Source organism: Spirillospora sp. NPDC052269 (assembly GCF_040679435.1).
Lineage (GTDB): Bacteria > Actinomycetota > Actinomycetes > Streptosporangiales > Streptosporangiaceae > Spirillospora.
This window is the reverse complement of record NZ_JBFAUU010000007.1, coordinates 85115-107583: the sequence shown is the minus strand read 5'-3', so window position 1 is coordinate 107583 and position 22469 is coordinate 85115. Positions and strand designations below refer to the sequence as shown.

General features: G+C 70.3%; 23 protein-coding genes. 4 read left to right on the top strand and 19 right to left on the bottom strand.

The features are described 5' to 3' along the window. Positions 1-147: 147 nt before the first annotated feature. Positions 148-1413, top strand: coding sequence for an insecticidal delta-endotoxin domain-containing protein (locus AB0L06_RS16630; protein WP_500231872.1), 1266 nt, complete (start codon positions 148-150; stop codon positions 1411-1413). 562 nt (positions 1414-1975) lie between these two features. Here the strand turns inward: AB0L06_RS16630 and AB0L06_RS16625 are convergent. Genes AB0L06_RS16625 through AB0L06_RS16615 form a run of 3 tightly spaced genes read right to left on the bottom strand, consistent with a single transcriptional unit; the run spans position 1976 to position 3671 of the window. Next, positions 1976-2269, bottom strand: a complete 294-nt coding sequence (locus AB0L06_RS16625; RefSeq protein WP_500231871.1) for a DUF4287 domain-containing protein — start codon at positions 2267-2269, stop codon at positions 1976-1978. 50 nt (positions 2270-2319) lie between these two features. Beyond that, positions 2320-3096 carry an alpha/beta fold hydrolase gene (locus tag AB0L06_RS16620; RefSeq protein ID WP_500231870.1) on the bottom strand — a complete coding sequence of 259 codons (777 nt, stop codon included), beginning with the start codon at positions 3094-3096 and terminating at the stop codon, positions 2320-2322. Positions 3097-3122: 26 nt separating this feature from the next. Beyond that, positions 3123-3671, bottom strand: coding sequence for a dihydrofolate reductase family protein (locus AB0L06_RS16615; protein WP_500231869.1), 549 nt, complete (start codon positions 3669-3671; stop codon positions 3123-3125). A 154-nt stretch (positions 3672-3825) separates the two neighbouring features. Here AB0L06_RS16615 and AB0L06_RS16610 point away from each other — a divergent pair, with 154 nt between their 5' ends. Then, positions 3826-4740, top strand: a complete 915-nt coding sequence (locus AB0L06_RS16610) for a LysR family transcriptional regulator (protein WP_500231868.1) — start codon at positions 3826-3828, stop codon at positions 4738-4740. Between the two features lie 234 nt (positions 4741-4974). On the opposite strand, the gene AB0L06_RS16605 is transcribed toward AB0L06_RS16610, so the two are convergent. From AB0L06_RS16605 to AB0L06_RS16590, 4 genes are all read right to left on the bottom strand, one after another. Then, positions 4975-5661 carry an SUKH-4 family immunity protein gene (locus AB0L06_RS16605; protein WP_500231867.1) on the bottom strand — a complete coding sequence of 229 codons (687 nt, stop codon included), beginning with the start codon at positions 5659-5661 and terminating at the stop codon, positions 4975-4977. Between the two features lie 216 nt (positions 5662-5877). Further along, positions 5878-6285: an ASCH domain-containing protein gene (locus tag AB0L06_RS16600; RefSeq protein WP_500231866.1), complete on the bottom strand. Its 408-nt coding sequence runs from the start codon at positions 6283-6285 to the stop codon at positions 5878-5880. A 324-nt stretch (positions 6286-6609) separates the two neighbouring features. After that, positions 6610-7308 carry an HAD family hydrolase gene (locus AB0L06_RS16595; protein WP_500231865.1) on the bottom strand — a complete coding sequence of 233 codons (699 nt, stop codon included), beginning with the start codon at positions 7306-7308 and terminating at the stop codon, positions 6610-6612. 10 nt (positions 7309-7318) lie between these two features. Next, positions 7319-8824, bottom strand: coding sequence for a carboxylesterase/lipase family protein (locus tag AB0L06_RS16590; RefSeq protein WP_500231864.1), 1506 nt, complete (start codon positions 8822-8824; stop codon positions 7319-7321). 98 nt (positions 8825-8922) lie between these two features. Here AB0L06_RS16590 and AB0L06_RS16585 point away from each other — a divergent pair, with 98 nt between their 5' ends. Next, the gene (locus AB0L06_RS16585) at positions 8923-9519 is read left to right on the top strand and encodes a hypothetical protein (protein ID WP_500231863.1); all 597 of its coding nucleotides are present in this window, start codon (positions 8923-8925) and stop codon (positions 9517-9519) included. 11 nt (positions 9520-9530) lie between these two features. Here the strand turns inward: AB0L06_RS16585 and AB0L06_RS16580 are convergent, their stop codons facing one another. The 12 genes from AB0L06_RS16580 to AB0L06_RS16525 all read right to left on the bottom strand — a co-directional run bounded on the left by AB0L06_RS16580 (position 9531) and on the right by AB0L06_RS16525 (position 21867). Beyond that, entirely contained in the window at positions 9531-10919 is a 1389-nt protein-coding gene (locus AB0L06_RS16580) for an NADH-quinone oxidoreductase subunit N (protein ID WP_500231862.1), read from the bottom strand. Then, positions 10916-12409 carry a complex I subunit 4 family protein gene (locus tag AB0L06_RS16575; protein WP_500231861.1) on the bottom strand — a complete coding sequence of 498 codons (1494 nt, stop codon included), beginning with the start codon at positions 12407-12409 and terminating at the stop codon, positions 10916-10918. Before AB0L06_RS16575 ends, AB0L06_RS16580 begins: the two co-directional genes overlap by 4 nt. Continuing rightward, positions 12406-14244 carry an NADH-quinone oxidoreductase subunit 5 family protein gene (locus AB0L06_RS16570; protein ID WP_500231860.1) on the bottom strand — a complete coding sequence of 613 codons (1839 nt, stop codon included), beginning with the start codon at positions 14242-14244 and terminating at the stop codon, positions 12406-12408. Before AB0L06_RS16570 ends, AB0L06_RS16575 begins: the two co-directional genes overlap by 4 nt. Next, positions 14241-14546 (bottom strand): NADH-quinone oxidoreductase subunit NuoK, encoded by a 306-nt coding sequence (gene nuoK / locus AB0L06_RS16565; RefSeq protein WP_500231859.1) that lies wholly within the window; start codon positions 14544-14546, stop codon positions 14241-14243. Before nuoK ends, AB0L06_RS16570 begins: the two co-directional genes overlap by 4 nt. After that, complete coding sequence (locus AB0L06_RS16560) at positions 14543-15343, bottom strand: NADH-quinone oxidoreductase subunit J family protein (protein WP_500231858.1); 801 nt, start codon at positions 15341-15343, stop codon at positions 14543-14545. Before AB0L06_RS16560 ends, nuoK begins: the two co-directional genes overlap by 4 nt. Before the next feature lie 12 nt (positions 15344-15355). Beyond that, a complete protein-coding gene (locus AB0L06_RS16555) occupies positions 15356-16267 on the bottom strand; it encodes an NADH-quinone oxidoreductase subunit H (protein ID WP_500231857.1) in 912 nt (303 codons plus the stop codon). Then, positions 16260-17573 (bottom strand): hypothetical protein, encoded by a 1314-nt coding sequence (locus AB0L06_RS16550; protein ID WP_500231856.1) that lies wholly within the window; start codon positions 17571-17573, stop codon positions 16260-16262. The genes AB0L06_RS16555 and AB0L06_RS16550 overlap by 8 nt, the downstream gene beginning before the upstream one ends. After that, entirely contained in the window at positions 17564-17911 is a 348-nt protein-coding gene (locus AB0L06_RS16545; RefSeq protein ID WP_500231855.1) for an NADH-quinone oxidoreductase subunit A, read from the bottom strand. Before AB0L06_RS16545 ends, AB0L06_RS16550 begins: the two co-directional genes overlap by 10 nt. Before the next feature lie 285 nt (positions 17912-18196). Beyond that, a complete protein-coding gene (locus tag AB0L06_RS16540; RefSeq protein ID WP_500232191.1) occupies positions 18197-18811 on the bottom strand; it encodes a response regulator in 615 nt (204 codons plus the stop codon). Positions 18812-18899: 88 nt separating this feature from the next. Further along, positions 18900-20123 (bottom strand): sensor histidine kinase, encoded by a 1224-nt coding sequence (locus AB0L06_RS16535; protein WP_500231854.1) that lies wholly within the window; start codon positions 20121-20123, stop codon positions 18900-18902. Further along, entirely contained in the window at positions 20120-20950 is an 831-nt protein-coding gene (locus tag AB0L06_RS16530; protein ID WP_500231853.1) for an ABC transporter permease, read from the bottom strand. Before AB0L06_RS16530 ends, AB0L06_RS16535 begins: the two co-directional genes overlap by 4 nt. 2 nt (positions 20951-20952) lie before the next feature. Then, positions 20953-21867, bottom strand: coding sequence for an ABC transporter ATP-binding protein (locus AB0L06_RS16525; protein WP_500231852.1), 915 nt, complete (start codon positions 21865-21867; stop codon positions 20953-20955). A 371-nt stretch (positions 21868-22238) separates the two neighbouring features. Here AB0L06_RS16525 and AB0L06_RS16520 point away from each other — a divergent pair, with 371 nt between their 5' ends. After that, the gene (locus AB0L06_RS16520; RefSeq protein WP_500231851.1) at positions 22239-22367 is read left to right on the top strand and encodes a lasso RiPP family leader peptide-containing protein; all 129 of its coding nucleotides are present in this window, start codon (positions 22239-22241) and stop codon (positions 22365-22367) included. The last annotated feature ends 102 nt before the right edge of the window (positions 22368-22469 follow it).

Below are 22469 nucleotides of genomic sequence, written 5' to 3'. Positions count from 1 at the left end.
GGGACATGCCGGTTGTGGAGATACAGCCGTGTGTCCGACGGCGAGCATTTCGTTTGCCGTAGTGATGGTTATGAAGGACATCCGGTCTGCGATGGGGAAACGCGCTAGCCGTAGAGAACATGATCCAGGAAAGGATGAGTGGGTTTGATGAGCGATGCCAGTATCGGTGGCCTGGTCACTGAAGAAACGGTTCGCGACGCCTTGGAGTTGTTCCGCCGTGCATCGGAGGAAGAAGCACGCTCCCCTCGTCGGGCCTCAGTGGCGCCAAAGGCGGTCCCCCGGGCCACCAAGAAGCACAAATCCAAGCCCGTCTTTTATGGTACGTCCGGGAGTGTGGTGTTCCAAATGCTCAATAGACGCATCGTGGGGGCGCTGGGCATGCTCCCCGGCGGGGTGGCGGCAGATGCGGGAGGCATTCTGGCGGCGCTGTGGGACCAGTTCGACCCCGACAAGCCGGACTTCAAGCAATCGCTGGCCGATCTGGAGGCCAAGATTCTGGCCGAAGTGTACGAAAGGATCAAACAAGCAATACATGAGAGCGAGGTCAGGCAGAAGGTCGCGCAGGGGAAGGCGATCATCACCGGACTGCAGGATGTCATGACCCAGTACACGAAGGCGCATGAGACCTGGGCGAAAGACAAGAACAACGCGTCACGACAGGACACCTTGAGGACCGAGTTCATCTCGGTCAAGAACATCCTCATCACATTGTTGCCCTTGTACTGGGAGAATGCAAGTCAACTGGCCCAGTTGGGAGCCGTGGCGAGCGGCCTTTTCATGGCTCTCTCAAACGACGTCCAATCCGCCGGGAAAGAGTGGGGATTTGACGAGGCGAATATCACGGACTTCAGGGTTACGGCGAGGGATCATCTGCACTACGTGCAACAAATGATACGTAGAGGTGCAGGCCGCTGGGTTGAAGAGGTAGGAGCCAGGAAGGCTCTTGCCTGCTTCAATTACACCTTCCCTTACCGTGGCCTACTGGGCTGGAATAATTACCCCATCGAACTGCATCTTGACAATATTCCGGAGACTCTCTCCTCCGACAAGGTGCACATCATCTGTCCCATATATTTCCCCCACAGCGAGGAGCAGGTTGGGGTTACCAGTGCCGTGGGAATGACCGACAACGATCCCATCGTCGAGGGCATAGGGTATCATTCGGTCGAGAAGACCTTGACCTTCGACGGAAACGCCAAATTCGATGTGAAATTCGGGATATCGATAGGCGGAATGCCGACGGCCGTGACAATCAACGGAAAGAGCTATTCCAGTAAACTTGTAGACGAATTGGACTACAATTATTACTATAGGGCCCCGGATGTCGAGACGGAAAACAAGAAGCTTTCCATAACCCTCGACACTGCCAAACTGAGCTACTTTTCCGACATAGTCCTCGTCCCCAGCAAATAACGGTGAAGACGGCGACTCAAGAGGCATTGCCCCCGGGCGGATCCGGCATGCCCGCCGATTCCGTAGCGGCAGAGCCCTGAACGTGGTGCAACCGTGCCTCACCCACCGGCCGCGCAGACAAGCAGTACGCCATACCGTCATCCCTCAACGCCTCGTGAACACCGACGGTAAGCACCACCCGGCATCACACATATGGAGAGTGACGAACTTGTAGTCGCGGCACCCGCCCACCGACCGCAGGTGAGACGTCGATGAGAACCGCAGATAGCACTGACTCAACGAACCCGCAGACCGACGAGGACGATCGTCAAGAACGTTGATGAGAGCTGCCGGGCCACCCCAGATAATTCGTTCACTGTCGGGTTGTGGCTACGCGCGGCACGGGGCGGCTGAGGCGGCCGTCGGCGGGGCCTGCGAGAGGCCGCGGTCTCGCCCCGCTGTTCACACCAACATGACCCCGTACGGCAGGTGCAACTGCGCACCCATCGCGGCGTCAGCGGCGCGTCGACACCACCTGGTGGTCGGGACGGCCAGGTGGTGTCGGCGGGCTCAGTGGTGGTCCCTACGCGGGCGGCCGGTTGTGCTTCCCGTCGAGCCAGAGCGTGTCGGACTCGTCGCGGTGCGAACCCGTGGTTCCGACGTGCTTGGCGTCGATCTTCGCGCCCTTCTTGATGACGTGCACGAGGGCCATCGCGTGGCCGCGCCCCAGGTCGTAGTCCTGCTTGAGCCATTCGATGATGACGGCGGCCTTGGTGGAGGGGGCGTCGAAGCCTCGCTGGTGGGCGAGCTCGACGAACTCGCGCGGGACCAGGCCGGTCTTGTCTTCGATGCTGTCGAGGTATGCCTGGAAGGACATGATCATTCACTCCGTGTTCATGGACGATGAGACCGGGCGGCCAAGGAGGGTCAGGCGAAGAACTCGGCGAGGGCCGGGGCGATGGCGGACGGGTCGACGTCGTGGGTCTGGCCCGGCAGGACGGTGTGGCGGGCGTCGGGGAGGGCGGCGCTGAGCGCCTTGGCGGAGTGGCTCACCCACGGGGCGGTGCCGCCCTCCAGGACCAGCGTCGGGACGGTGAGCCCGTCCAGCCCGGCGGGCAGCGACCAGTCGCCGACGATGGACGCGTCGTAGACCAGCGTGTGGGCGATGCTTTCCATGCCGGGCCACATCGGCATGTCGTGCATGGGGGTGACGAACTCGGCGGGCATGCCGACGGCGTCGACCATGAAGGAGTCGACCATGTCGGTGCGGCGTCCCTCCGCGAGCAGCTGCTCCAGGTTCTGCTTGTAGTCGGCACGGACCGGGGGCCTGGTCCCGTCCAGGACGAACGGGGCCTCCCAGATGGCGAGCCGGGCGATGTCGGCGCCCCACAAGGCGGCCTGGAGTGCCAGGATGCCGCCGCCGGAGGAGCCGAAGACACGGGCGTCGCCTCCCGCCTCGGCGATGAGGGCCTGGAGGTCCTCGTACTCGCGGGTGGTCGTGTAGGGCGCGGTGTCGCCGCTGCCGCCGCGACCGCGCCGGTCGTAGTTGAAGACGGTGAAGTCGGCAGAAAGCAGTTCGGCGATTCCGGCCAGGGCGTAGTGGTCGGTCGGGCCGGCCGCGGTCATGATGACCACCGGGCCGCTGCCGGTGCGGTCGTAGGCGATCTCGGTGCCGTCGGCGGAGATGACGGTGTGCATGCTCATGGTGGTGTCCTTACTTTCTTGGGGGGTCAGGCGGGGATGTAGGTGAGGTCCAGGACGCCGGAGGCGAAGGTGGCCGAGCGGGTCAGGGTCAGCGGCGTCCGGGCGGTGCCGTCGGGGAACAGGCGCTGCCCGCCGCCGAGCACGATCGGGTGGACCAGCAGCCGCAGCTCGTCCAGGAGCCCGGCCTCCAGCAGCGCGCGGGTGAGGGAGATGCTGCCGGACAGGTTGATGTTCTTGCCCGCCTGCTGCTTGAGGTCCTTGAGGACGGCGGTGACGTCCCGGTCGATCACGGCGGCGTTGTTCCAGCCGGGCTCGTGCAGGGTGGTGGAGACCACCAGCTTGCGGATGCCGTTGATCGCCTCGGCCAGCGGGCCGGTCTGGTGCGGCCACACCGACGCGAACGCCTCGTAGGTCACCCGTCCCAGCAGCAGCGTGTCGGCCTCGGCGTGCATCTGACCGACCGCCGCGCCCATCTCCTCGTCCATGTACGGGAAGTGCCAGCTCTCCGGCGCCTCCACGACGCCGTCCAGCGATATGAACAACCCGGCCACGATCTTGCGCTCAGCGGTCGACATCGAACTCTCCCAACGATCCGGGGGTACTTCGCGCCCTTGGTGTTCCTGCTGGTCACCGGGGCGGTGTGTGATCAACAATGCCGTCCGGCGCGGGGCTCATCAACGCCCGTTCGCGCTACGATCGGTTAGCTGAACTACCTGATCGGAGGGCCCGGTGCTGGAGCGACACGAGCTGGAGGTGCTCCTGACACTGGCGGAGGAACTGCACTTCGGACGCACCGCCGAGCGGGTGGGGATCACGTCCAGCCGGGTCAGCCAGACCGTCAAGAAGCTGGAGCGGATGATCGGCGCCCCGCTGTTCGAACGCACCAGCCGCCAGGTGCGGCTGACGGCGATCGGCCGCCGGCTCGCCGACGACCTGGCCCCCCTGGCGGCCGGGATGGACGACGCGGTGCGCCGGGCGATCGACGCCGGACGCGGCATCACCGGCGAGATCCGGGTCGGCTTCCTCAGCGCCATCGCCGGACAACTCCTGCTGAAGGCCATCGCGGAGTTCAGCCGACGGCACCCCGACTGTGAAGTGCACATCCACGAGGCCCAAGGGCACGACGCGGTCACCCGGCTGCGGGACGGTGACATCGACGTCCTGTTCACCGACCTCCTCATCGCCTCCGAGCCCGACGTGGTGGCCGGACCGGTCCTGCTGTCCGAGCGGCGGATGCTCGCGGTCGCGGCCGGACACCCACTGGCCGGACAGCGGCAGGTGTCGGTGGAGGCACTGGCCGATCAGCCGGTCATCGGGGTGCCGGCCGACATGCCCGAGGCGTTCCAGCGAGACCGCAATCCGACCTCCACGCCGAGCGGCCTACCGGTCCGGCGCGGACCTCGCGCCGCCAGCTTCAGCGAGACGCTCACCCTGGTCGCGGCGGGCCGCGGCGTCTTCCAGGTCGGCGAGAACGTCGCCCGGCTCTACCCCCGGCCCGACATCGCCTACCTCCCCTTCAGCGACGCCCTGCCGATCCGCTGGGGCCCGATGTGGCTGAACACCAACGCCACCCAACGCGTCCGCGAGTTCGTCCAGGCAGCCCGCACCGCCTGCGGAGCCGACACAACGGCCGTCGCGACCTGAGTCCCTGCGCCACGCGACCCGCTCACGTGGGCGATGACGACCAGGCCGCGGGCGTGCGCGGCGCTGACCAGTGCCTTGATGGTTTCGGAGCGCCGCGCGGTGGGCTACACGTTCGGGGGGCAACGCACGCGGAAGTGCTCCGCGATAACGAGGGTGGCGTCGTCGACCCGACTCAACCTCCGCCGCGTGAACTCCGTCCGTTCGTGAGTGCGGTGCCGGGCCGGCTGCTGATGGTCAGTCGTCCGTGGGACGTCGCGGCTCGCGCTCGGCCGGATCGATACCACGCGCCCGGAAGTAGTCCAGCGCCTCCTCACTCCATTCCCAGTCAAGACCGCCCGACGCGATCGGGTCGTCGAGCCAGCCGCTCCAGGGCGCGCCGTGCTCGCATGCGTCGAACGCGGAGGGGTCGGACTCCTCCAGCTGCTCGACGATGGCTTCGAGCCGGTCGTAGGCGGAATCGTCGTCGTCGAGTTCCTCGAGCGGGACACCGTCGATGAAGCGCTGCCGCTCGATGAGGGCGAGCGCGGCGACGTACTGGGACAGCGTGCTGTTGACGAGGCAAGGCGGGGCGTCCCAACCGAAGATGAACACGTGGACCGCCCCTGAGTTCGGGTCGAGCCACAGGTCCTCGTCACCGCTGTCGCCGATGTCCAGCAGGTGGCCCCACTCGGCGAGCATCTTCGCTCGCTGCCCGCCCGGTTCGTCGTCCGCGGCCTGTTCGCGGAAGGTCGAGGGCCGGACGAGGAAGTCGGTGTCGAACTCGAAGAAGGGCCCTTGGACCGGCAGTCCCACCTCGGCCAGGAAACGCCGCGTCGGCTCGTGCGCGATGGTGGAGAGCACCGCCTGTTCCTCAACCCGGCACAGAGTCCAATCGCCGAAAGCCGCGACGGCCTGGGTCCGGATCTCGTCATCACTCAGCATGAGCGCTAGCCAACCAGGAATCCGATCGCCGCACCCGGGGATCGGATATCAGCCGCTTTATACGCTGATCGCCCCGTCGGCCTGCACGTCCTCGGCCGCGCGCGGCCGAGGTTCGTGGCCGCCTTGCCCGCCGGAAGGTCCGCCGGTCATGGCCGCAGCGATCAGGAACACCGCACCGGCGAGCGATCCGTGCTCGACCGCTGCCAGCCCGATCCTCTAGACGACGCGGAAGCGTTCGGCTACGACGAGGGTCGTGTCGTCGATGACCGGGGTGTGGCCCAGGAACTCGGAGACGCCCTCGCTCTGGAAGAACGCCTCGTGGGCCGTCCGCCACTCGGCGGCGCCGGTGTAGCCGCGGCCTTCGGCGATCGCGAAGGCGTCGTCGATGTCCTTGATGGGGACGGTCCGGACCTCGACGAGTTCGATCGTCACGGCCGGGAGGCCGTCGGAGTCGAGCACCGCGAACCGCTGGCCGACCTCGGGCAGCGGCTCCTCGGCGTACTCGTAGATCTCCAGAAGCCCGGTCAGCGCCGTCTTCCGCCCCTCCTTGATCGCCGCCACACCACTGTCGCGCTCGGGCCCGGGGAAGGCGAGTTCAAGCGTCGGAAGCTCCTCGTTCTCCATCCCGGAAGCGTACGAACCCTCCACCGCGGAGATCAACTCCTGGCGGACGGCCCCCAAGTGAGGAGCGCAGGCTGGTCGAGTACCCATAGCCAGGTGCCGTCGGGCCGCCGGCCGGCGATCTCGGCGGTGACGCCCCCCGTCGGCGAGGCGCGTCGAGGTTGAGGCGAGGTCGCCGTCGCGGACCGTGGGGAGTTGCCGTCCAGGTGTGAAGGTCGGCTTGTCGGCGACGAGGCCTTCGCATGCCTCGCGGGCTCGTGTCGCTGGTCGCCGCTCACGCCCCGGCATCCTCCGGATCGGGTCGTCCGACGAGCGTGGCTGGGCGGATCAGGGGCGGGTGACGTTGAGGATGGCGTGGACGACCGCGTCGGTGTCGGTCAGGTCAGGCAGGACAAGTTCGGCTCCGGCGGCGCGGAGGGTCGCCTCGTCGCTGTTGCCGGTCGCGACGGCGACGACTCTGGCTCCACCTTCGTGGCCTGCGAGGACGTCGTGCGGAGTGTCCCCGATCAGGACCGTGGAGTGCGCGTTGAAGCGCTCGCCGTACTTGGCCTCGGCGCGGGTCTGGGCCAAACGGACCAGGGGTGGGCGTTCGACGCCGTCCATGCCGTAGGCGCCGATGCCGAGGTCGAGATAGCCGTCGAGGTCGAAGGCTTCGAGCTTGTGGCGGGCGATCGGCTCCGTGTTCCCGGTGAGGACGGACTGGACGACGGGCTCGTCCCCGAGAGCGGTGAGCACGGATCGCGCGCCGGGCAGTTCCTTCCCGCGTTGTGCCAGCTCATGCCGGTGTTCGTCGAAGGCGCGGCCGAGGCGGGTGGTGAAGGTGCGGACGAGGTCGTCGGTGGGGTCGATTCCGTGGAGGCGGAGCGTGTCGGTCGTGATGGCCCGCTCGGTGCGTCCGGCCATGGCCGCGAGCTGCGTCGGAGGGCGTCCAATGAGCTCCTCGAAGACCTCGCGGTAGAGCTCGCGGCTGAGCTTGTTGACGCTGATCAGGGTGTGGTCAATGTCCCAGAGCACGAGGGTCCGCACGCTGGTGATCTTACGTCGGGGGCGCGGGCACGACGTCGTAGGGGGCCGGGAGGTGGCCCGTCCAGATGGGGTCGGACAGCGATTCCGGGTAGGGGATGGTCTCCGACTCGTCGTCCAGGACGCGGGTGAGGCGTTGCTCCGGGTGGAAGGCCGGCCAGCCCGCCTCGCCTGTCGTGACGAAGCGGATCCACGATCGCTGGAGTTCGCGGGACACCCTCGTCGCCTCGGGCGGTGGGCTGTCGCCGAAGAAGGCCCGGCCCGTGGGGCTGTCGAGGGTGCCGAACGCGAGCGGGACGTCGAGGCTGTGGCAGGCGCCGAAGACCCCGCCGGACGCCGTGGCGGAGAGGGCCAGTTCGAAGAGGAAGGACGTGCCTCCGGCCTGGTGGTTCTCCTCGGCCAAGTGCAGTGAGGGCATGCGGAAGAGGGCGTCGGAGTACACCACTTCCAGCAGGGCCTCGGGGGTGGCCCGGGGGTCGGCGGCACGGTAGGCGTCGGGACCGTCCGGTGCGGGGGCGAACAGGTCGAGGGCCGTGCGGGCGTCGTCCTCGGTGAAGGTCCCGAGTCGTCCCATCATGACGCTGAACAGCCGGAACTCGTCACGAGTGTGGCCGACGAGGAGGTCGATCCCCTTCGCGCGGCCACCGGCCAGCGCCTCCCAGGGGGTTTCGGTGAGGACGTCGCCGTCGATGACCAGGCATGCCGCGACGCCGAGCTGCGCGAACCCGCCCCAGCGCTCGCGGTGCTCGGGGAGTTCGAGGCCGAGAGCCGTCAGCTCGGCGGCGAGGCGTGCGGGGGCGATGTCGGACATGGCCTCAGCGGTGGGTTCTGTGCCCAGTCGGGACGCGAGCCTGGCGGTGACCTCCTCCGCCAGCTCTCGGGTGCAGAACGAGCCCGGCACCGAGTGCGTGATGGCGCGCTGGAAGAGGGGCCGGGCGCGTCCCATGGTCAGGAGGGCCGCGATCGAGCCCGCGCCCGCGGACTGTCCGGCCACGGTGACCTGGTCCGGGTCTCCGCCGAACGCGGCGATGTTGCGCCGCACCCAGGCGAGCGCCTCGATCTGGTCGAGAAGGCCACGGTTGGCGGGGGCGCCTTCGATGAGCGCGAAGCCCTCGGCGCCCGTCCGGTAGTTAAGACTCACCACGACCAGGCCCGCGCCGGTCAGGGCCGCGGGGTCGTACATCGGGTCGCCGGACGTCCCCGCGATGAACGCGCCGCCGTGGATCCACACCAGGACGGGCAGCCCGGACGTCCCGGGATCAGGGGTGCTGACGTTGAGGGTCAGCCAGTCGGTGTCCGCGTCCGGGCTCTCGGCGGTCGGCCCCGCCTGCGGAGCGGAGGGCCCGAACTCGGCGGCCTGCCTCGTCCCGTCCCAGCTCAGGGCCGGTACGGGAGCCTGGAAGCGGAGCGAGCCCACGGGTGGCCGAGCGTAGGGGATGCCGCGGAACACCGCGTGCTCTCCCCGCAGTCGCCCCTCGACGACCCCCTCCGCGGTTCGCACCCTAGGACGTTCGGACATGACGTCTCCCCTCCTCGGACGAACCCCCAACCTATGCCGATCACCCACGACGGCGTCCTCAGGGCGTTGCACTCCGTTGGCGGGGCTAGGGTTCGCGCGTGAGTGTGAAGCTGCTTCGGATTGAATCGCGGCGCGTCGAGGCCATGGTGAGGGTCGCCGACTCGGCGTGGACGAATGAGGGGGTGCGGCGGACGCTCGTGGAGTCCGGGTGGCTGCCGGACGACCGAACGATCGACTGGGGGCCCGGCGGGGAGTTCGAGTTCGGAGGGCAGCTGGACATCGGGGACGACTGGGAGCTGGAGCTCGGCCCGCCCCCACCCGGCCCGCACTCGTACGTCGCGCTGCCGTTCGCGCTGCTCTGGCCCCCGATCGGAGCGGAGGACGACCCGGACGACGGCGAAGAGGACGAGGACGACCTGGACGAGGACTACCCGGACGCCTGGGAACGCCTCCCGGATGCCGGGCCAGCCGAGTTCGAGGCCGAGTTCCTACGCGTCCGGGCGATGGTCGAAGGGCTGATCGGACCGCCCGCGCGCGTCCACGGGAGCATCGCCGAGGGCTCGCGCTGGGACGTCTGGGAGCGCGGGGAGACGGTGCTGACCCTGTACTCCCAGGACGACGTCCCCTCGTATTCGCACTACGACCGGCTCGCGCTGGCCGTCTGGCGCGCCGAGGGGTGGCGTCCGCCCGAGTAGCCCTTCGTCCCTCAGTTCATGGAGAGGGCTATGCCGCTGCCTATGCCGAGGACGAGGGTGAGGGTGGTGGCCAGGTAGACGACCAGGGTTGCCGGGCGGGAGATCGCTGGGGGCTCGTCGTCCGTCCGGGCGTAGGTGGGGACGACCCAGCGGAGGTAGTAGAAGACGCTGGCCACGCTGTTGACGGCGGCGACGACCGCCAGCCAGGTGTAGTGGCCCTCGACGGCCGCGCCGAGCATGAGGAGCTTGCCGACGAACACGGCCGTCGGGGGCGTCCCGATCAGGCCGAGGAGGCAGATGACCAGCGACAATGCCAGCAGGGGCGAGCGGCGTGCGAGGCCCCGGTAGTCGTTGATGTGGTCGCGTCCGACGGCGACGACCACCGCGAAGGCGCCCAGGTTCGTCACGGCGTAGGCGGCGACGTAGTAGAGCAGGGCGGGTTGGGCGAGGTCGGTGCGTCCGGCCATGGCGACCGGGACGAGCAGGTAGCCCGCCTGGCTGATGGTCGAGTAGGCCAGGAGGCGGCGGACGTTGTCCTGGCCGAAGGCCGCCAGGTTGCCCAGCGTCATGGTCACGGCCGCGATGAGGGCGATGGTCAGCGCCCAGGAGTGCGGCATGACCTCCGCGCCGAGGCGGAACAGGGCGGCGAAGGCCCCGATCTTCGGGACGGTGGTGACCAGTGCGGCCACCACCGGGGGCGAGCCCTCGGCGACGTCCGGCACCCAGAAGTGGGCCGGGACCGCGCCCGCCTTGAAGAGCAGGCCCGCGACCAGCAGGACGACCCCGACCGTGACGACCGTGTTGTCGGGAAGGTTGCGCGCCAGGGTCTCGTACGACGTGCCGCGGCCCAGGCCGTAGAGCAGGGTCACGCCGGCGAGCATGAGCAGCCCGAGCAGGGCGCCCATGAGGTAGTACTTCAGCGCGGACTCGGTGCCCTTGCCGTCCTTCCGGAAACCGGCGAGCGCGTAGGCGGGGATGCTGGCCAGCAGGTACGCCGCGACCAGCACCAGCAGGTCGGACGCCGCGCCAAGCGCGATCGTCCCGAGGGCCGTGAACACCGTCAGGACGTGGAACTCGGTCTCGCGCCGGTGCCCGCGCATCGGCGCGAACCCCAGGGCCAGGACCAGCAGCGTCGTCCCCAGGACGGTCAGGCGCGTGACGTGCGTGGTCGGGTCGAGCGTGAACGCGTCGAACGTCGTCAGGCGCGGGCCCGATACGGCGATCGCGGCGGCGACCAGCCCCGCCACCACGCCGGTGGCGCAGACCAGCGCGGCGATCCACTGGCGTTGGCGTGGGACGAACATGCCGGTCAGGAGGCCGAGGACGGCGCCGAACAGCGTGAAGAGCTCCGGCAGCAGGTCCGCCGGGTTCTCGCGCATCATCGGGTTCATCGTGTTCATCGGGCGACCAGCGCGATCACAGCCGACGACACCGGTTCGATCAGGTCGAGGAGGAAGCGCGGCGCGACGCCGATGACGACGGCCAGCGCCAGCATCGGGGCGATCGCGACCCGCTCGGCCGCGCCGACGTCGGTGACCTTGGCGGTCAGGGTCCCGGGCTCCCCGAGCAGGACGCGCTGGAGCAGCCGCAGGAACAGCGCCGCCGTGATCAGGACGCCCAGCACCGAGATCCCTCCGGCGATCGCCGCGCCGGTCGTCCCGGCGCCGATGACGCCGGTGAAGATCTGGAACTCGGCGATGAATCCGGACAGTCCGGGCAGGCCGAGCGAGCCGAAGGACGCGACGGCGAGCAGTCCGGCAAAGACCGGGGCGACCCGGGCGACACCGCCGTACTCGTCCATGTCGTAGGACGAGGTGCGTTCGTACAGGACGCCGCAGAGCAGGAACAACGCGCCGGTGAGCAGGCCGTGGCTGACCATCTGCGTGACCGCGCCGGTGACCGCGAGCCGCCGGGCCGCCTCGTCCCCGGCGAGGCCGGCGGCGCCGACCGCGAGGACGATGTAGCCCATGTGGTTGACCGACGTGTAGGCGATCAGGCGCTTGAGGTTGCGCTGGGCGAGGGCGACGAGCGCGCCGTAGACGACGCTCACGACCCCGACGATCACGATCACCCATGCGTACTCGCGCCAGGCGTCCGGGAGCATCGGCATCGCGATCCGGACGAACCCGTACGTGCCCATCTTCAGCAGCACGCCCGCGAGGATCGCCGACCCCGCGGCGGGCGCGTCGGTGTGCGCGGGCGGAAGCCAGGTGTGGAACGGGACGGTCGGGGTCTTCACCGCGAGCCCGACGACGATCGCGAGCAGGACGAGTCCGGCGAGGCCGGGCTTGTCGGCCAGCGGCGGGTTCCGGGTCAGCTCGACCATGTCGAACGTCTTCGGGGACGACCCGAGGTACAGGCCGATGAAGCCCAGCAGCAGCGCCAGCGAGCCGAAGAAGGTGTACAGGAAGAACCGCAGCGCCGAGCGCAGCCGCTCGCCATGTCCCCAGCCCGCGATGACGAAGTACATCGCGACGATCGACAGGTCGAAGAACACGAAGAACAGCAGCAGGTCCAGGGCCGCGAACAGGCCGAGGCTGACGGTCTCCAGGAACAGGAACAGCGCCGCGAACGTCCGGACGCGCCGCGTCTGCCTGAGCGAGTACACCGCGCAGCACAGGAACAGCAGTGCAGTGAGGGCGAGCAGCGGCAGCGACAGGCCGTCCACGCCGAGGTGGTATCCGGCCCGGACGGACGGGATCCAGCGCGCGTTCGTCTCGTAGCCGATGCCCGGACCGTCGTAGCCGATCCAGAGCGCGGAGACGATCGCGAGGTCCGCCGCGGACGCGACGATCCACGTCCAGACGGACGCCCGGTCGCCCAGGCGGAACAGGTACAGCGCGAGCGCTGCGACCAGCGGGAGGAAGATCACCAGGGAAAGCACGGTCACCCGACCAGAACGACGACGAAGATCAACACGACGAGAAGAACGGCGGCCTGCGCGTAGTAGGTGTGCACCTGGCCGGTCTGCGGACGGCGGGCGAGGACGGCCAGCCGCCGGACGGACCGTCCGAGGCCGTCCACCAGGCCGTCCGTGGGGAACTCCACCCGCCTCGAGGTCACGGTGGCGGCGGCGCGTCCGCCCGCGGCGACCGCGCGGACGGCGCCGTCCAGCACGCGGTCGTCGAACCAGGCCAGCGCGTTCGCGAGCGCGAGCACGGGCCGCGCCACCAGCCGGTCGGCGGCCTGGCCCAGATAGAACCAGTTCCGGGCCACCGCCGGCGCGGGGATCCGGACGCGGCGGGACGCGACGACGGCCGCCACCAGCACGGCGAGCCCGCCGGAGAGCACGAGTTCGAACGCGGTGGGGCCGTCCTCACCGGACGCGCCGAGCAGCCGCTGCCACGGTCCGAGGACGCCGGGCAGGGCAACGATCCCGAAGCCCACGCCGACGGCCGCCAGGACGGGCATCGGCAGCTTCTCGGCGAGACCGACGTGCCGGGTGCCGCGCTGCTCGGTGTCGTCCCTGGTCAGGGCGTCCTCGGGATGCCAGACCGCCACGATCATCTTCACCGAGTACGCCGCCGCGAGGATCCCGCCCGCCAGGCCGACCGCGTACAGCGGCACCGGCGCGGACGCCAGGACGATGTCCTTGGTCACCCAGATCGACAGCGGCGGGAGCCCGGCGAGCGCGAGCGCGCCCACGCCGAACGTGACGCCGACCAGGCGGAACCGGCGCGCCGCGCCGTGCAGCTCGGACAGGTCCTTGGTGCCGAGGGCGGTCAGGAACGCGCCCGCGCCCAGGAAGAGCAGGCACTTCACCGCCGCGTGCGCGACGAGCTGGGCCGTCCCGCCCGCGACCGAGCCGACGCCCGCCGCGAGGACCATGAACCCGATCTGCGCGCACGTCGAGGCGGCGAGCAGCTGCTTCAGGTCCCGCTGCGCGACGGCGACCGCGCCCATCACCAGCGCCGTGAGCGCCCCCGCCCACGCGACCAGCGTCCCGGCCCAGCCGGTGGTCTCCAGCAGCGGATGGACGCGGAGCAGCAGGTACGCGCCCGCGGCGACCATCGTCGCCGAGTGCAGCAGCGCCGACACCGGGCTCGGGCCCGCCATCGCCCGCGACAGCCAGAACGAGAACGGCAGCTGCGCCGACTTCCCGAGCGCCGCCACGACGATCCCGGCGGCGACCAGGTCCCGCCAGGGGGACGCCGCGTGCGGCAGCGCGTCCAGCGACAGCGAGTGCGTGCCCGCGACGGCGCACCCCGCCGCGAAGTAGAGGCCGAGGTCGCCGGCGCGCGTGGTCAGGAACGCGACGTTCGCCGAGTCCACGCGCTCGTCGTCGTGCCACCAGAACCCGATCAGCGCGTAGGACATCGCGCCCATGACCTCCCAGGCCATGAGCAGCACCGCGAGATCGGTCGCCGTGACCGTCACGAGCATCGCCGCGGCGAACACCAGCATCAGGCCGAAGAACCGGGCGCGCGCGTCGTCCGGGCCGATGTCCCCGGCCGCGAAGAGCAGCACCGCGAGCGCGGCGGACGCCACCGTCAGCACGAGCACCGCCGACAGGCCGTCCACCGCCATGCCCGCCGGAAGCCCGGCGAACAGCGGGAACGTCACGTCCGGACGGACGACGGCCGCGGCGACCGCGAGACCGAGCGTGCCCAGCCCGGCGGCGACGGCGAGCATCGGGGCGATCCCGTCGGCACGCCGTCCGGCCAGCAGGAGCAGCGCCCCCACCACGAGCGGCAGCGCGGGCAGGGCCCAGGCGATCGCGCTCATCCCTTGAGCTCCGATGCGTCGTCGGTGACGTCCACGTCACGCGCCCGGAACAACGCCGTGGCGACCGCGAACCCCATCGCCATCTCCAGCGCCATCACCGTCACGGCGACCAGCACCAGCACCTGGCCGTCCGCCGACCCGGGCGCCACGTAGAACCAGAACGCGCCCCCGGCCACGACGAGCCCGTTCACCATGAGCTCCAGCCCCATCATCAGCATCACGATCGACTGCTGCGACAAGGCCCCGTACAACCCGACCGAGAACAACGCGGCCGCCAGCAGCAAAAATGCCTGAAGCGTCACCCGGCACCCCCTTGACCGCCATGCCCCTCATGTCCGCCATGGTCATGCGCACCATGCCCCTGCCCGGACGCCCCGTGCGCCTCATGACCACGACCAGCGTGATCCGCGTGGTCGTGGGCCTCAGGTGTGTGCGTGCCTTGCGGCTGCGTGTCATGCGCGTGCGCGTCGTGCACGTGTGCTTGGTGCTCGCCTTGGACGTCCTGGGCCTGCGCGGTGTGGGTGTGGGCCGCGTGGTCGTGCGCGGCGTGGGCCTCGGCGGGCTGGGTGGGAGCGTCCGGGGTCGGGGCGGGCTCGGCCAGGTCGTAGCGGCCTCGGTTGGTCGCCAGGACCACCGAGGCGATCATGGTGGCGAGGATGGCGAGGCCGATGACCATCATGACCAGCATCTTCGGGCCCATGAGGGCCTGGCCCAGGGCCCTGGTCGGGTCGGGCGGCGGGGCACCCTCGCGACGAGGCCAGTGGACGGTGAAGATCCCGGCCGTGAGCAGGGCGAAGACGCCGGCGGAGATGCCGAGGGCCGCGCGGTTGTTGTGCACCATCGTCATCGGCATGAGGCCGGCCGGGTTCATCATGTACATGAGCATGAAGACGGCCATCACCAGCATCTCCATGATCATCATCAGCACGACCAGGATGCCCAGGTAGTGCAGATCGATGAGCAGCAGTGCCGTGCCGACGCACAGGAAGGACGCCAGCAGCGCGAAGGTGGCGCGCGCCATCGAGTCGACGATGAAGACCATCGTCCCCGTGCCCACGGCCGCGAGGGCCAGGATCCAGAACGCCGCGTCCTGCAGCATGTCAGTTCCTCCTCACAGCGCGATCAGTCCGGTGACGAGCAGTTGGAGCAGCGTGGCCGGGATCAGGGCCGTCCACGCGAAGGTCATGAAGCGGTCCATCCGGAGCACCGGCAGGCGGCGCGCCGTCCAGACCAGGGCGGCGAGGACGGCGAGCGTCTTCAGCAGCGCCCACAGCCAGGCCGGGAGCAGCGGTCCCGCTCCCCCGCCGAGGAACAGCGGGACGGCGGCGGCCGCGGCGACCGCGAGCATCGCGTACCGGCCCGCCGAGAACACCAGCCGGTCGGCGCCGGACAGCTCGGCCGCGGCGCCGCCCGCGAGATCGGCGCCCACCGGGGACGACAGCGGTCCCCAGAACGCCATCGCCAGCGCGGACAGCAGGTACACGAGGAACGCGACGGGCATCTGGACGGCGAACCACAGGTCGTGCTGCGCCGTCACGACGTCCGAGAAGCGCAGGGACTCCGCGCCGACCCCGACCGTGATCAGCGCGAACATGTGCGGCAGCTCGTAGGCGAGGCCCTGCGCGATCATCCGGTAGCCGCCGACCAGCGAGTACGCCGAGTTCACGCCCCATCCGGCGAGCCAGACGCCCGCCCAGACCGCGACCTCCATGGCGTTGAACCAGACGATCCCGACGGACATGTCGGACGCCGCGCGGGATCCGCCGAGTGGCAGCACCGCCGCCGCGAGCACCGCCGCGACCGGCAGGACGAGCACGCCGGTGCGCCGCAGCAGCCGATCGGACGCGAGCGTGCTCCGCCGCTGCCGGACGAGTTGGCGCGCCGCCTCGCGCAGCGGCGAGTCCCACGCCCGCCAGGGCCCGGGGCTCCCCGCCGCGGACGCCGCGAGGACGGCGTCGAACGCCGCCGCCGCGATCGTCAGCACCGCGACGAGGGGAAGGACGACGAGCAGGGACTCAGACATGTTCCGCCACCGTCCTCTCCGTTTCGGGGTCGAGCGCGGCGACGAGCAGGCGCGCCGCCGCGACGTCCAGGCCGACGAGCATTTCGCCGAGCGGCGGGACCGGCGTGCGCGGACGCGTCTCCCCGCCGAGCTCGTCGAGCCAGTCGGACACGCGCGTCCAGGCGTTCGTCTCACCGAGGCGGACGTCCTGGAGCATCCAGCGCAGCGTGCGCGAACGGCGCGTGCGCCGCACGAACTTCGCCAGGCGGGACGGCTCGACGCGTCCGTCCTTGAGAGCCTCGTCGCGGAGGACGCGGGCCTGCGCGGCCTGTCCCGTCCATCCCGCGACGGCGAGCAGCCGGGCCAGCGCGTCGAGGCGGGCCGCGACCACGTTCGTGTCGTCCCAGAAGTGCTCATCGCCCGCGTCCGCGTCGAGGGTCTCCACCTCGGCGGCCTGCACGAGGTCCCCCTGCAAGGTGAAGGTCACCTTGAGCCCGGCGGGCCAGTCGGCGAGCACCGGCCCGAACGGCACATGGAGGACGTCCAGCTTGAGCCCGTCCCGGTCCGGCGCGCGATCCGCCATCGCCAGCCCGTGCGGCGCCCCCATCATGTGGTGCTCATGGCCCCCGCCATGACCACCGTGACCGCCATGACCCATCGCCGCGTGATCCATGGCCTCGTGCCCCGAAGGCTCACCTTCCATGGCCGCGTGCCCCTCATGGCCCTCGTGACCTTCGTGGCCCTCATGGCCCTCGTGGCCCTCATGGCCTTCGTCGGCGGTCTGGGGGCCGTGGTTCATGTGGGCGTGGCCCGTCGCCTCGTGGTTCATGGCCTCGTGGCCTGCGGGTTCGTGGTTCATGGCCTCGTGGCCCTCGTGGCCTTGGCTCATGTCGCCGTGTCCCATGGCGGCGTGGTCCATGTCCCCGTGGTCCATTTCGCCGTGGTTCATGGCGCTGTGGTCCATGGACTCTTCGGGGGTCCAGGACTCGCGGCTCGCGGCGTCCTCGATCTGGGCGGGTTCGTCGGCCAGGTGGGCGGACGCGGCGTCCAGGGCGGACGGGACGTCGGACGGGGTGTGCAGGTCGGCCCGGGCGCGCGGGTTCGGCATCTGCGCCCAGACGGTGTCGATGGCTCCGGCGAGGTCGGGGCCGGGGTGGCCGCAGACGACGAGGAGGTCGGCCTCGGCGGGAGAGAGGGCGGGGCGCCAGCCGCGGCGGCGCAGGTCGGCCTCGGCGGCGAGGCGGACGGCGGTGAAGCCCGGGACGGCCACGACGAGCGGGCGCGGACGGCGGGCCGCGTAGCGGAGCAGGCGTGCTCTCAGGCCCATCGGAACGCGCCCTCCCGCCAGGCGTACAGGACTCCGACCATCAGCAGCGCGAGGAAGCCGAACATCTCGACGATGGCCTTCGGCCCGACGGACGTCACGACCAGCGCCCACGGGTACATGAAGACCATCTCCATGTCGAAGGCGAGGAAGACCAGAGTGATCACGTACCAGCGGACGTGGTAGCGCGACACGGCGTGCTCGACCGGGAGGCCGCCGGACAGGTACGGCGCGGCGGCCGGTGTTCCCGGGAGCGCGGTGAACGCGGACACCGCGTAGGCGGCGCACACCAGGGCCGCCGTGAGACCGAGCAGCGCGAGCGCGACGACGAACGGCTGCATCCGCACTCCCCCCTTATCGGCTGATCCTTGCGGATCGATGACAACACCTGGGGATACGTCACCATGCCGCTACCCGGCATCCGTATGCCCCAGCGGGACGAAGTATGTCCTACACGATGTCGGAGCTACAAGCCGAGGTCAGGGCGTTCGAGTCAGGGACAAAGCCCTCCCATCCCCCCGACCGGACGCCGTGATCGTCTACATCCCCTGCCCCGTCGGGCCTCCCGGCCCCACGGGGATCCCCGCGGACGACCGGGTGAATTGTCGAAAAAAAAGATCTTTGATTCAGCTGAGCAGGCCGCGCCGGTACGCCTCGGCGACGGCGGACGCGCGGTCGCGGACGCCGAGCTTGTCGTAGATGTGCAGCAGGTGCGTCTTGACGGTGGCCTCGCTGACGAACAGCTCGCGCGCCGCGTCCCGGTTGGTGGCACCGCCCGCGACGAGGGCGAGCACCTGCCGTTCACGAGCACTGAGGGCCTGGTCGGACGGGCGCCGGACGCTCGCCATCAGCCGTCCGGCGACCGTCGGGGACAGCACGGACTCGCCGCAGTGCGCCGCCCGGACGGCCCGGACGAGTTCCTCGCGCGGAGCGTCCTTCAGCAGGTAGCCGGTCGCGCCCGCCTCGATCGCGGGCAGCACGTCGGAGTCGGAGTCGAAGGTCGTGAGCACCAGGACGCGCACGCCGGGACGGGTCTCGCGCAGCCGCGCGATGGCCTCGACGCCGCCGACGCCCGGCATCCGCAGGTCCATGAGGACCACGTCGGCGCGGTCCGCGAGCTCGACGGCCGCGGCGCCGTCGGACGCCTCACCGACGACCTCGAAGTCGGGGACGGCCCCGAACACGCCCCGCAGCCCGTCCCGGACCACCGGATGGTCGTCCACGATCAGCAGCCGGATCACCGGGCCCCCTTCCCCACCGGCGGCCTGGTCACCGGGCTCCTCCCCCGTCAGCAACCGGATCACCGGCCCCTTTCCCTCGGCGACCGGATCACCGGGCCGCCTCTCCGGCCGGGACGGCGGGCACGGTCGCGTTGACCGCCGTGCCCTCTCCCGGCGCGCTCTCCACCGACAGGCCACCCGCCACGCGCAGCATCCGCTGCCGCATGGACGAGAGCCCGAACCCCTCACCCACGACGCCGTCCGGGGCGAAGCCGACCCCGTCGTCGCGGACGTCCAGCAGCACCACGTCGCCCAGGTAGGACAGGGTGAGGCCGACGCGCGACGCCGAGGCGTGCTTGGCCACGTTGGTCAGCGCCTCCTGCGCGACGCGGAACAGCGCGACCTCCACGTCCGGGTGCAGCGGGCAGGGCTCGCCGGTCGTCTCGACGGCCACCGGGACGCCGTTCGCGGCCGTCCACTGCTCGCTCATCCGGCCGATCGCCTCGGGCAGCAGCGCCTGCTCCAGCGGCTCGGGCCGCAGCGCCTGGACGGACCGGCGCGCCTCGGCGAGGTTCTCGCGGGCCAGCGCCTGCGCCTGCCGCGCGTACCGGTCCCACCGCTCCGGGTTCTGCAGGGCCGCCTCGAGCTGGGCGACGATCCCGGTGAAGCCCTGCGCGAGCGTGTCGTGGATCTCCCGGGCCATCCGCGCCCGCTCGTCCAGCGCCCCGGCCTCGCGCGCCTGCGTGAGGAGCTGGGCGTGCAGGCCGGCGTTCTCCTCCAGGGCCGTCTCGAGCCGGGCGTTGGCCTCGGTGAGGTCGGCGAGCATCGTGCGCTGGCGGACGTTCTGGTCCCCGAGCCTGCGGATGAAGTAGACGAACGCGCCGCCGACCGTCGCGCCCACCACGCCGAACACGAGGAAGAGCGGAAACGTCCGGGCGTTCAGATGCTGGATGCCGCCGACGTAGGTCGTGGCTACGAGGAAGGCCGTGACGGTGACCCCGGCGTACCGTCCGCGGCCTGGCAGCCATCCCGACTGGACGTAGCCCGTCCATGCGAACAGGCCGAACAGGGTGGAATGCCAGATCATCACGCCGAACAGGGCGACCAGCACGGCGTAGTAGACCCACGCGAGCACCGGCCCGAACGGGCCGAACGGCCTCAGCCGGAGCAGGCCCAGCATCCAGACGGCCGCGAGGGCGGCGAGGCCGAGCGTGGTGAGCACGCCCGTCACGCCGCCCGGCTCCGCGAGGACGGCCAGCAGCGTCGAGGCCACCAGCGCGCCGTAGAGAACGGCGTGGACCCACCGGCCCTGCCGCCGTTCCCACTCCGTCATTTCGACTCCCACCTGAACAAACGCACCGCCGCCGCGATGGCGACCACAGCGTATGCGGCCAGGGCCGCGAGCTGCGCCGGGTGGGGGTCGAGGCCCTGCCAGGAGTCCCGGACGGTCTTCAGGGTCGCGCCGAGCGGGGTGTAGTCGCCGATCGCCCGCATCGCGGCGGCCTCCTTCTCGCGCGGGATGTAGACGCCGCCGAGGAGCATGCTCGGGAAGAACAGCGCCATCCCGATCGCCGACCCGGCCTTGCCGCTCGGCGCGACCGCCGCGACGACCAGGCCGATGCCGAACAGCGCGCCCATCCCGAGCAGGACGGCGAGGACGAAGTACCCGGACCGTTCCGGGATCGGCGTCCCGAAGACCGCGTTCCCGAAGACGACGACCAGCGCGACGACCAGCAGCGCCGACACCGAGTAGATCAGCAGTTGCGCGAGCAGCAGCCGCGACGGCCGGACCGGCGTGGTGCCGAGGCGGCGCAGGACGCCCTTCTCCCGGTAGTCCGAGATCACGCTCGGCAGGATCGTGAAGCCGAGGACGACCAGGACGAGCCCGACGTCGATGGACGCGATGTACTCGGCGGCGCTCTGCCCGGCCAGGTCCTTGCTGGCCCTGGTGCCGCCCGGCATGAGGCCGAAGCCCAGCAGCAGCGCGATGGGCAGCACCACGATGAGCGCGGGGCCCACGATGTCCCGGACGAACAGCCGGAACTCCATCAGGGTGATCTTGGCGAGCATCGCGGGTGCGGGCCCGCTCCTGGCGGGAACGGTCTCGGCGGGAAAGGTCTCGGCGGGAACGGTCTCGGCGGGAACGGTCTCGGCGGGCATGGTCAGTCCTCCAGGGTGCGTCCGGTCAGGGCCACGAACGCGTCGTCCAGGCCGGTCTGCCCGACCCGCAGGTCGGCGGCGATGATGTGGTTGCGGGCGAGCACGGCGGTGACCGCGTGCAGCACCTCGGGAGTGCCGGTGACCACCACCCGGTCGCCCCGCCGCTCCACCGACCGGACCTCGGGCAGGTCGCGCAGCAGGGCGTCGGGCAGCGGCGCGGACGGCCGGAAGGCGATCCGGATCCGCCGCTCGGGCTCGACCCGGGCGACGAGCCCGGCCGGGCTGTCGACGGCGACGACGCGTCCGGCGTCGATCAGGGCGAGCCGGTCGCAGAGCCGCTCGGCCTCCTCCATGAAGTGGGTGACGAGCAGGACGGTGACGCCGCGGTCGCGGATCCGCTCGACCGTCTCCCAGGTGTCGCGGCGGGCCTGCGGGTCGAGTCCGGTGGTCAGCTCGTCCAGGACGGCGACCTCGGGGCCGCCGATCAGGGCGAGCGCGATCGACAGCCGCTGCTGCTGCCCACCGGACAGCTTCGCGAACCGGGTGTTCCGCTGCGCGGTGAGGTCGAGGACGTCCAGGAGCTCGGCCGGGTCGGCGGGATCGGCGTAGAAGGACGCGTACAGCTCCAGCGCCTCGCCGACGCGCATCCGGTTCGGCAGGCGGCTCTCCTGGAGTTGCGCGCCGAGCCGGACGCGGACCTCGGCGGCGTCCCGGACGGGGTCGAAGCCGAGCACCGACACGGTGCCGCGGTCGGGCCGGCGCAGGCCCTCGACGCATTCGACCGTTGTGGTCTTGCCCGCGCCGTTCGGGCCGAGGATCCCGAAGATCTCGCCCCGCTCGACCGTGAACGACACGTCCTCGACCGCGCCCCGTTCGCGGTAGCGCTTGTGCAGGTTCCGCACCTCGATGACCGGCATGTTCCCCTCGTTTCGGCTGGTGACGGGTTCGAGCATGCGGCGCGGGCGCGGTCCCGCGGATCCACCGGCCCGCCAGGACCGCGGTGGATCCGCGCATCGACCGATCGGTTGATGCCGGATCCACCGGAGCGGCCTGCCGGGGTGGTCCGGCGCGGGCTCCGAAACGGTCAGGTGAAACATCCACATAAGCGGGCATAGCCACCCGCCAACTTCACCTCAGAGCAATACAAGAATGACCTGGGCCGGATCTGGACAGGATTCTGATTGGCTTTTTCGCAAAGGCCGTTATTAAGCTCCGTAGCGGCAGTCAGCCAAAGAGTAAAGAACGATCGACCATCGGTCGTTCTCCATCCTGAAAGGAGCGCTACCCGATGCGCTACACACCCCCCGAGCTGACACGACTGGGCAACTTCACGCAGGTCACCCTCGGCCACCCGAGCTGGGGCTGGGAGTGGGACAGCCACTGCGTCTGGCTCAACTGCGTGGGCGACAAGCACTGACACCCCCACTCCGTCCCTGACGGCTCGGAGTGAATCCGGGCGCCGACGCCGGAATTCCGGCGGGGGGGGGCCCCCCCCGGCCAATTGTGACGGAGTGAACAC

Excerpts from the sequence above, each read along its gene's own strand:
- AB0L06_RS16630 (WP_500231872.1), top strand. The coding sequence starts at position 148 with ATGAGCGATGCCAGTATCGGTGGCCTGGTCACTGAAGAAACGGTTCGC.
- AB0L06_RS16625 (WP_500231871.1), bottom strand. The coding sequence starts at position 2,269 with ATGTCCTTCCAGGCATACCTCGACAGCATCGAAGACAAGACCGGCCTG.
- AB0L06_RS16620 (WP_500231870.1), bottom strand. The coding sequence starts at position 3,096 with ATGAGCATGCACACCGTCATCTCCGCCGACGGCACCGAGATCGCCTAC.
- AB0L06_RS16615 (WP_500231869.1), bottom strand. The coding sequence starts at position 3,671 with ATGTCGACCGCTGAGCGCAAGATCGTGGCCGGGTTGTTCATATCGCTG.
- AB0L06_RS16605 (WP_500231867.1), bottom strand. The coding sequence starts at position 5,661 with ATGCTGAGTGATGACGAGATCCGGACCCAGGCCGTCGCGGCTTTCGGC.
- AB0L06_RS16600 (WP_500231866.1), bottom strand. The coding sequence starts at position 6,285 with ATGGAGAACGAGGAGCTTCCGACGCTTGAACTCGCCTTCCCCGGGCCC.
- AB0L06_RS16590 (WP_500231864.1), bottom strand. The coding sequence starts at position 8,824 with ATGTCCGAACGTCCTAGGGTGCGAACCGCGGAGGGGGTCGTCGAGGGG.
- AB0L06_RS16580 (WP_500231862.1), bottom strand. The coding sequence starts at position 10,919 with ATGAACACGATGAACCCGATGATGCGCGAGAACCCGGCGGACCTGCTG.
- AB0L06_RS16570 (WP_500231860.1), bottom strand. The coding sequence starts at position 14,244 with ATGAGCGCGATCGCCTGGGCCCTGCCCGCGCTGCCGCTCGTGGTGGGG.
- AB0L06_RS16560 (WP_500231858.1), bottom strand. The coding sequence starts at position 15,343 with ATGCTGCAGGACGCGGCGTTCTGGATCCTGGCCCTCGCGGCCGTGGGC.
- AB0L06_RS16555 (WP_500231857.1), bottom strand. The coding sequence starts at position 16,267 with ATGTCTGAGTCCCTGCTCGTCGTCCTTCCCCTCGTCGCGGTGCTGACG.
- AB0L06_RS16550 (WP_500231856.1), bottom strand. The coding sequence starts at position 17,573 with ATGGGCCTGAGAGCACGCCTGCTCCGCTACGCGGCCCGCCGTCCGCGC.
- AB0L06_RS16545 (WP_500231855.1), bottom strand. The coding sequence starts at position 17,911 with ATGCAGCCGTTCGTCGTCGCGCTCGCGCTGCTCGGTCTCACGGCGGCC.
- AB0L06_RS16535 (WP_500231854.1), bottom strand. The coding sequence starts at position 20,123 with ATGACGGAGTGGGAACGGCGGCAGGGCCGGTGGGTCCACGCCGTTCTC.
- AB0L06_RS16530 (WP_500231853.1), bottom strand. The coding sequence starts at position 20,950 with ATGCCCGCCGAGACCGTTCCCGCCGAGACCGTTCCCGCCGAGACCTTT.
- AB0L06_RS16525 (WP_500231852.1), bottom strand. The coding sequence starts at position 21,867 with ATGCCGGTCATCGAGGTGCGGAACCTGCACAAGCGCTACCGCGAACGG.
- AB0L06_RS16520 (WP_500231851.1), top strand. The coding sequence starts at position 22,239 with ATGCGCTACACACCCCCCGAGCTGACACGACTGGGCAACTTCACGCAG.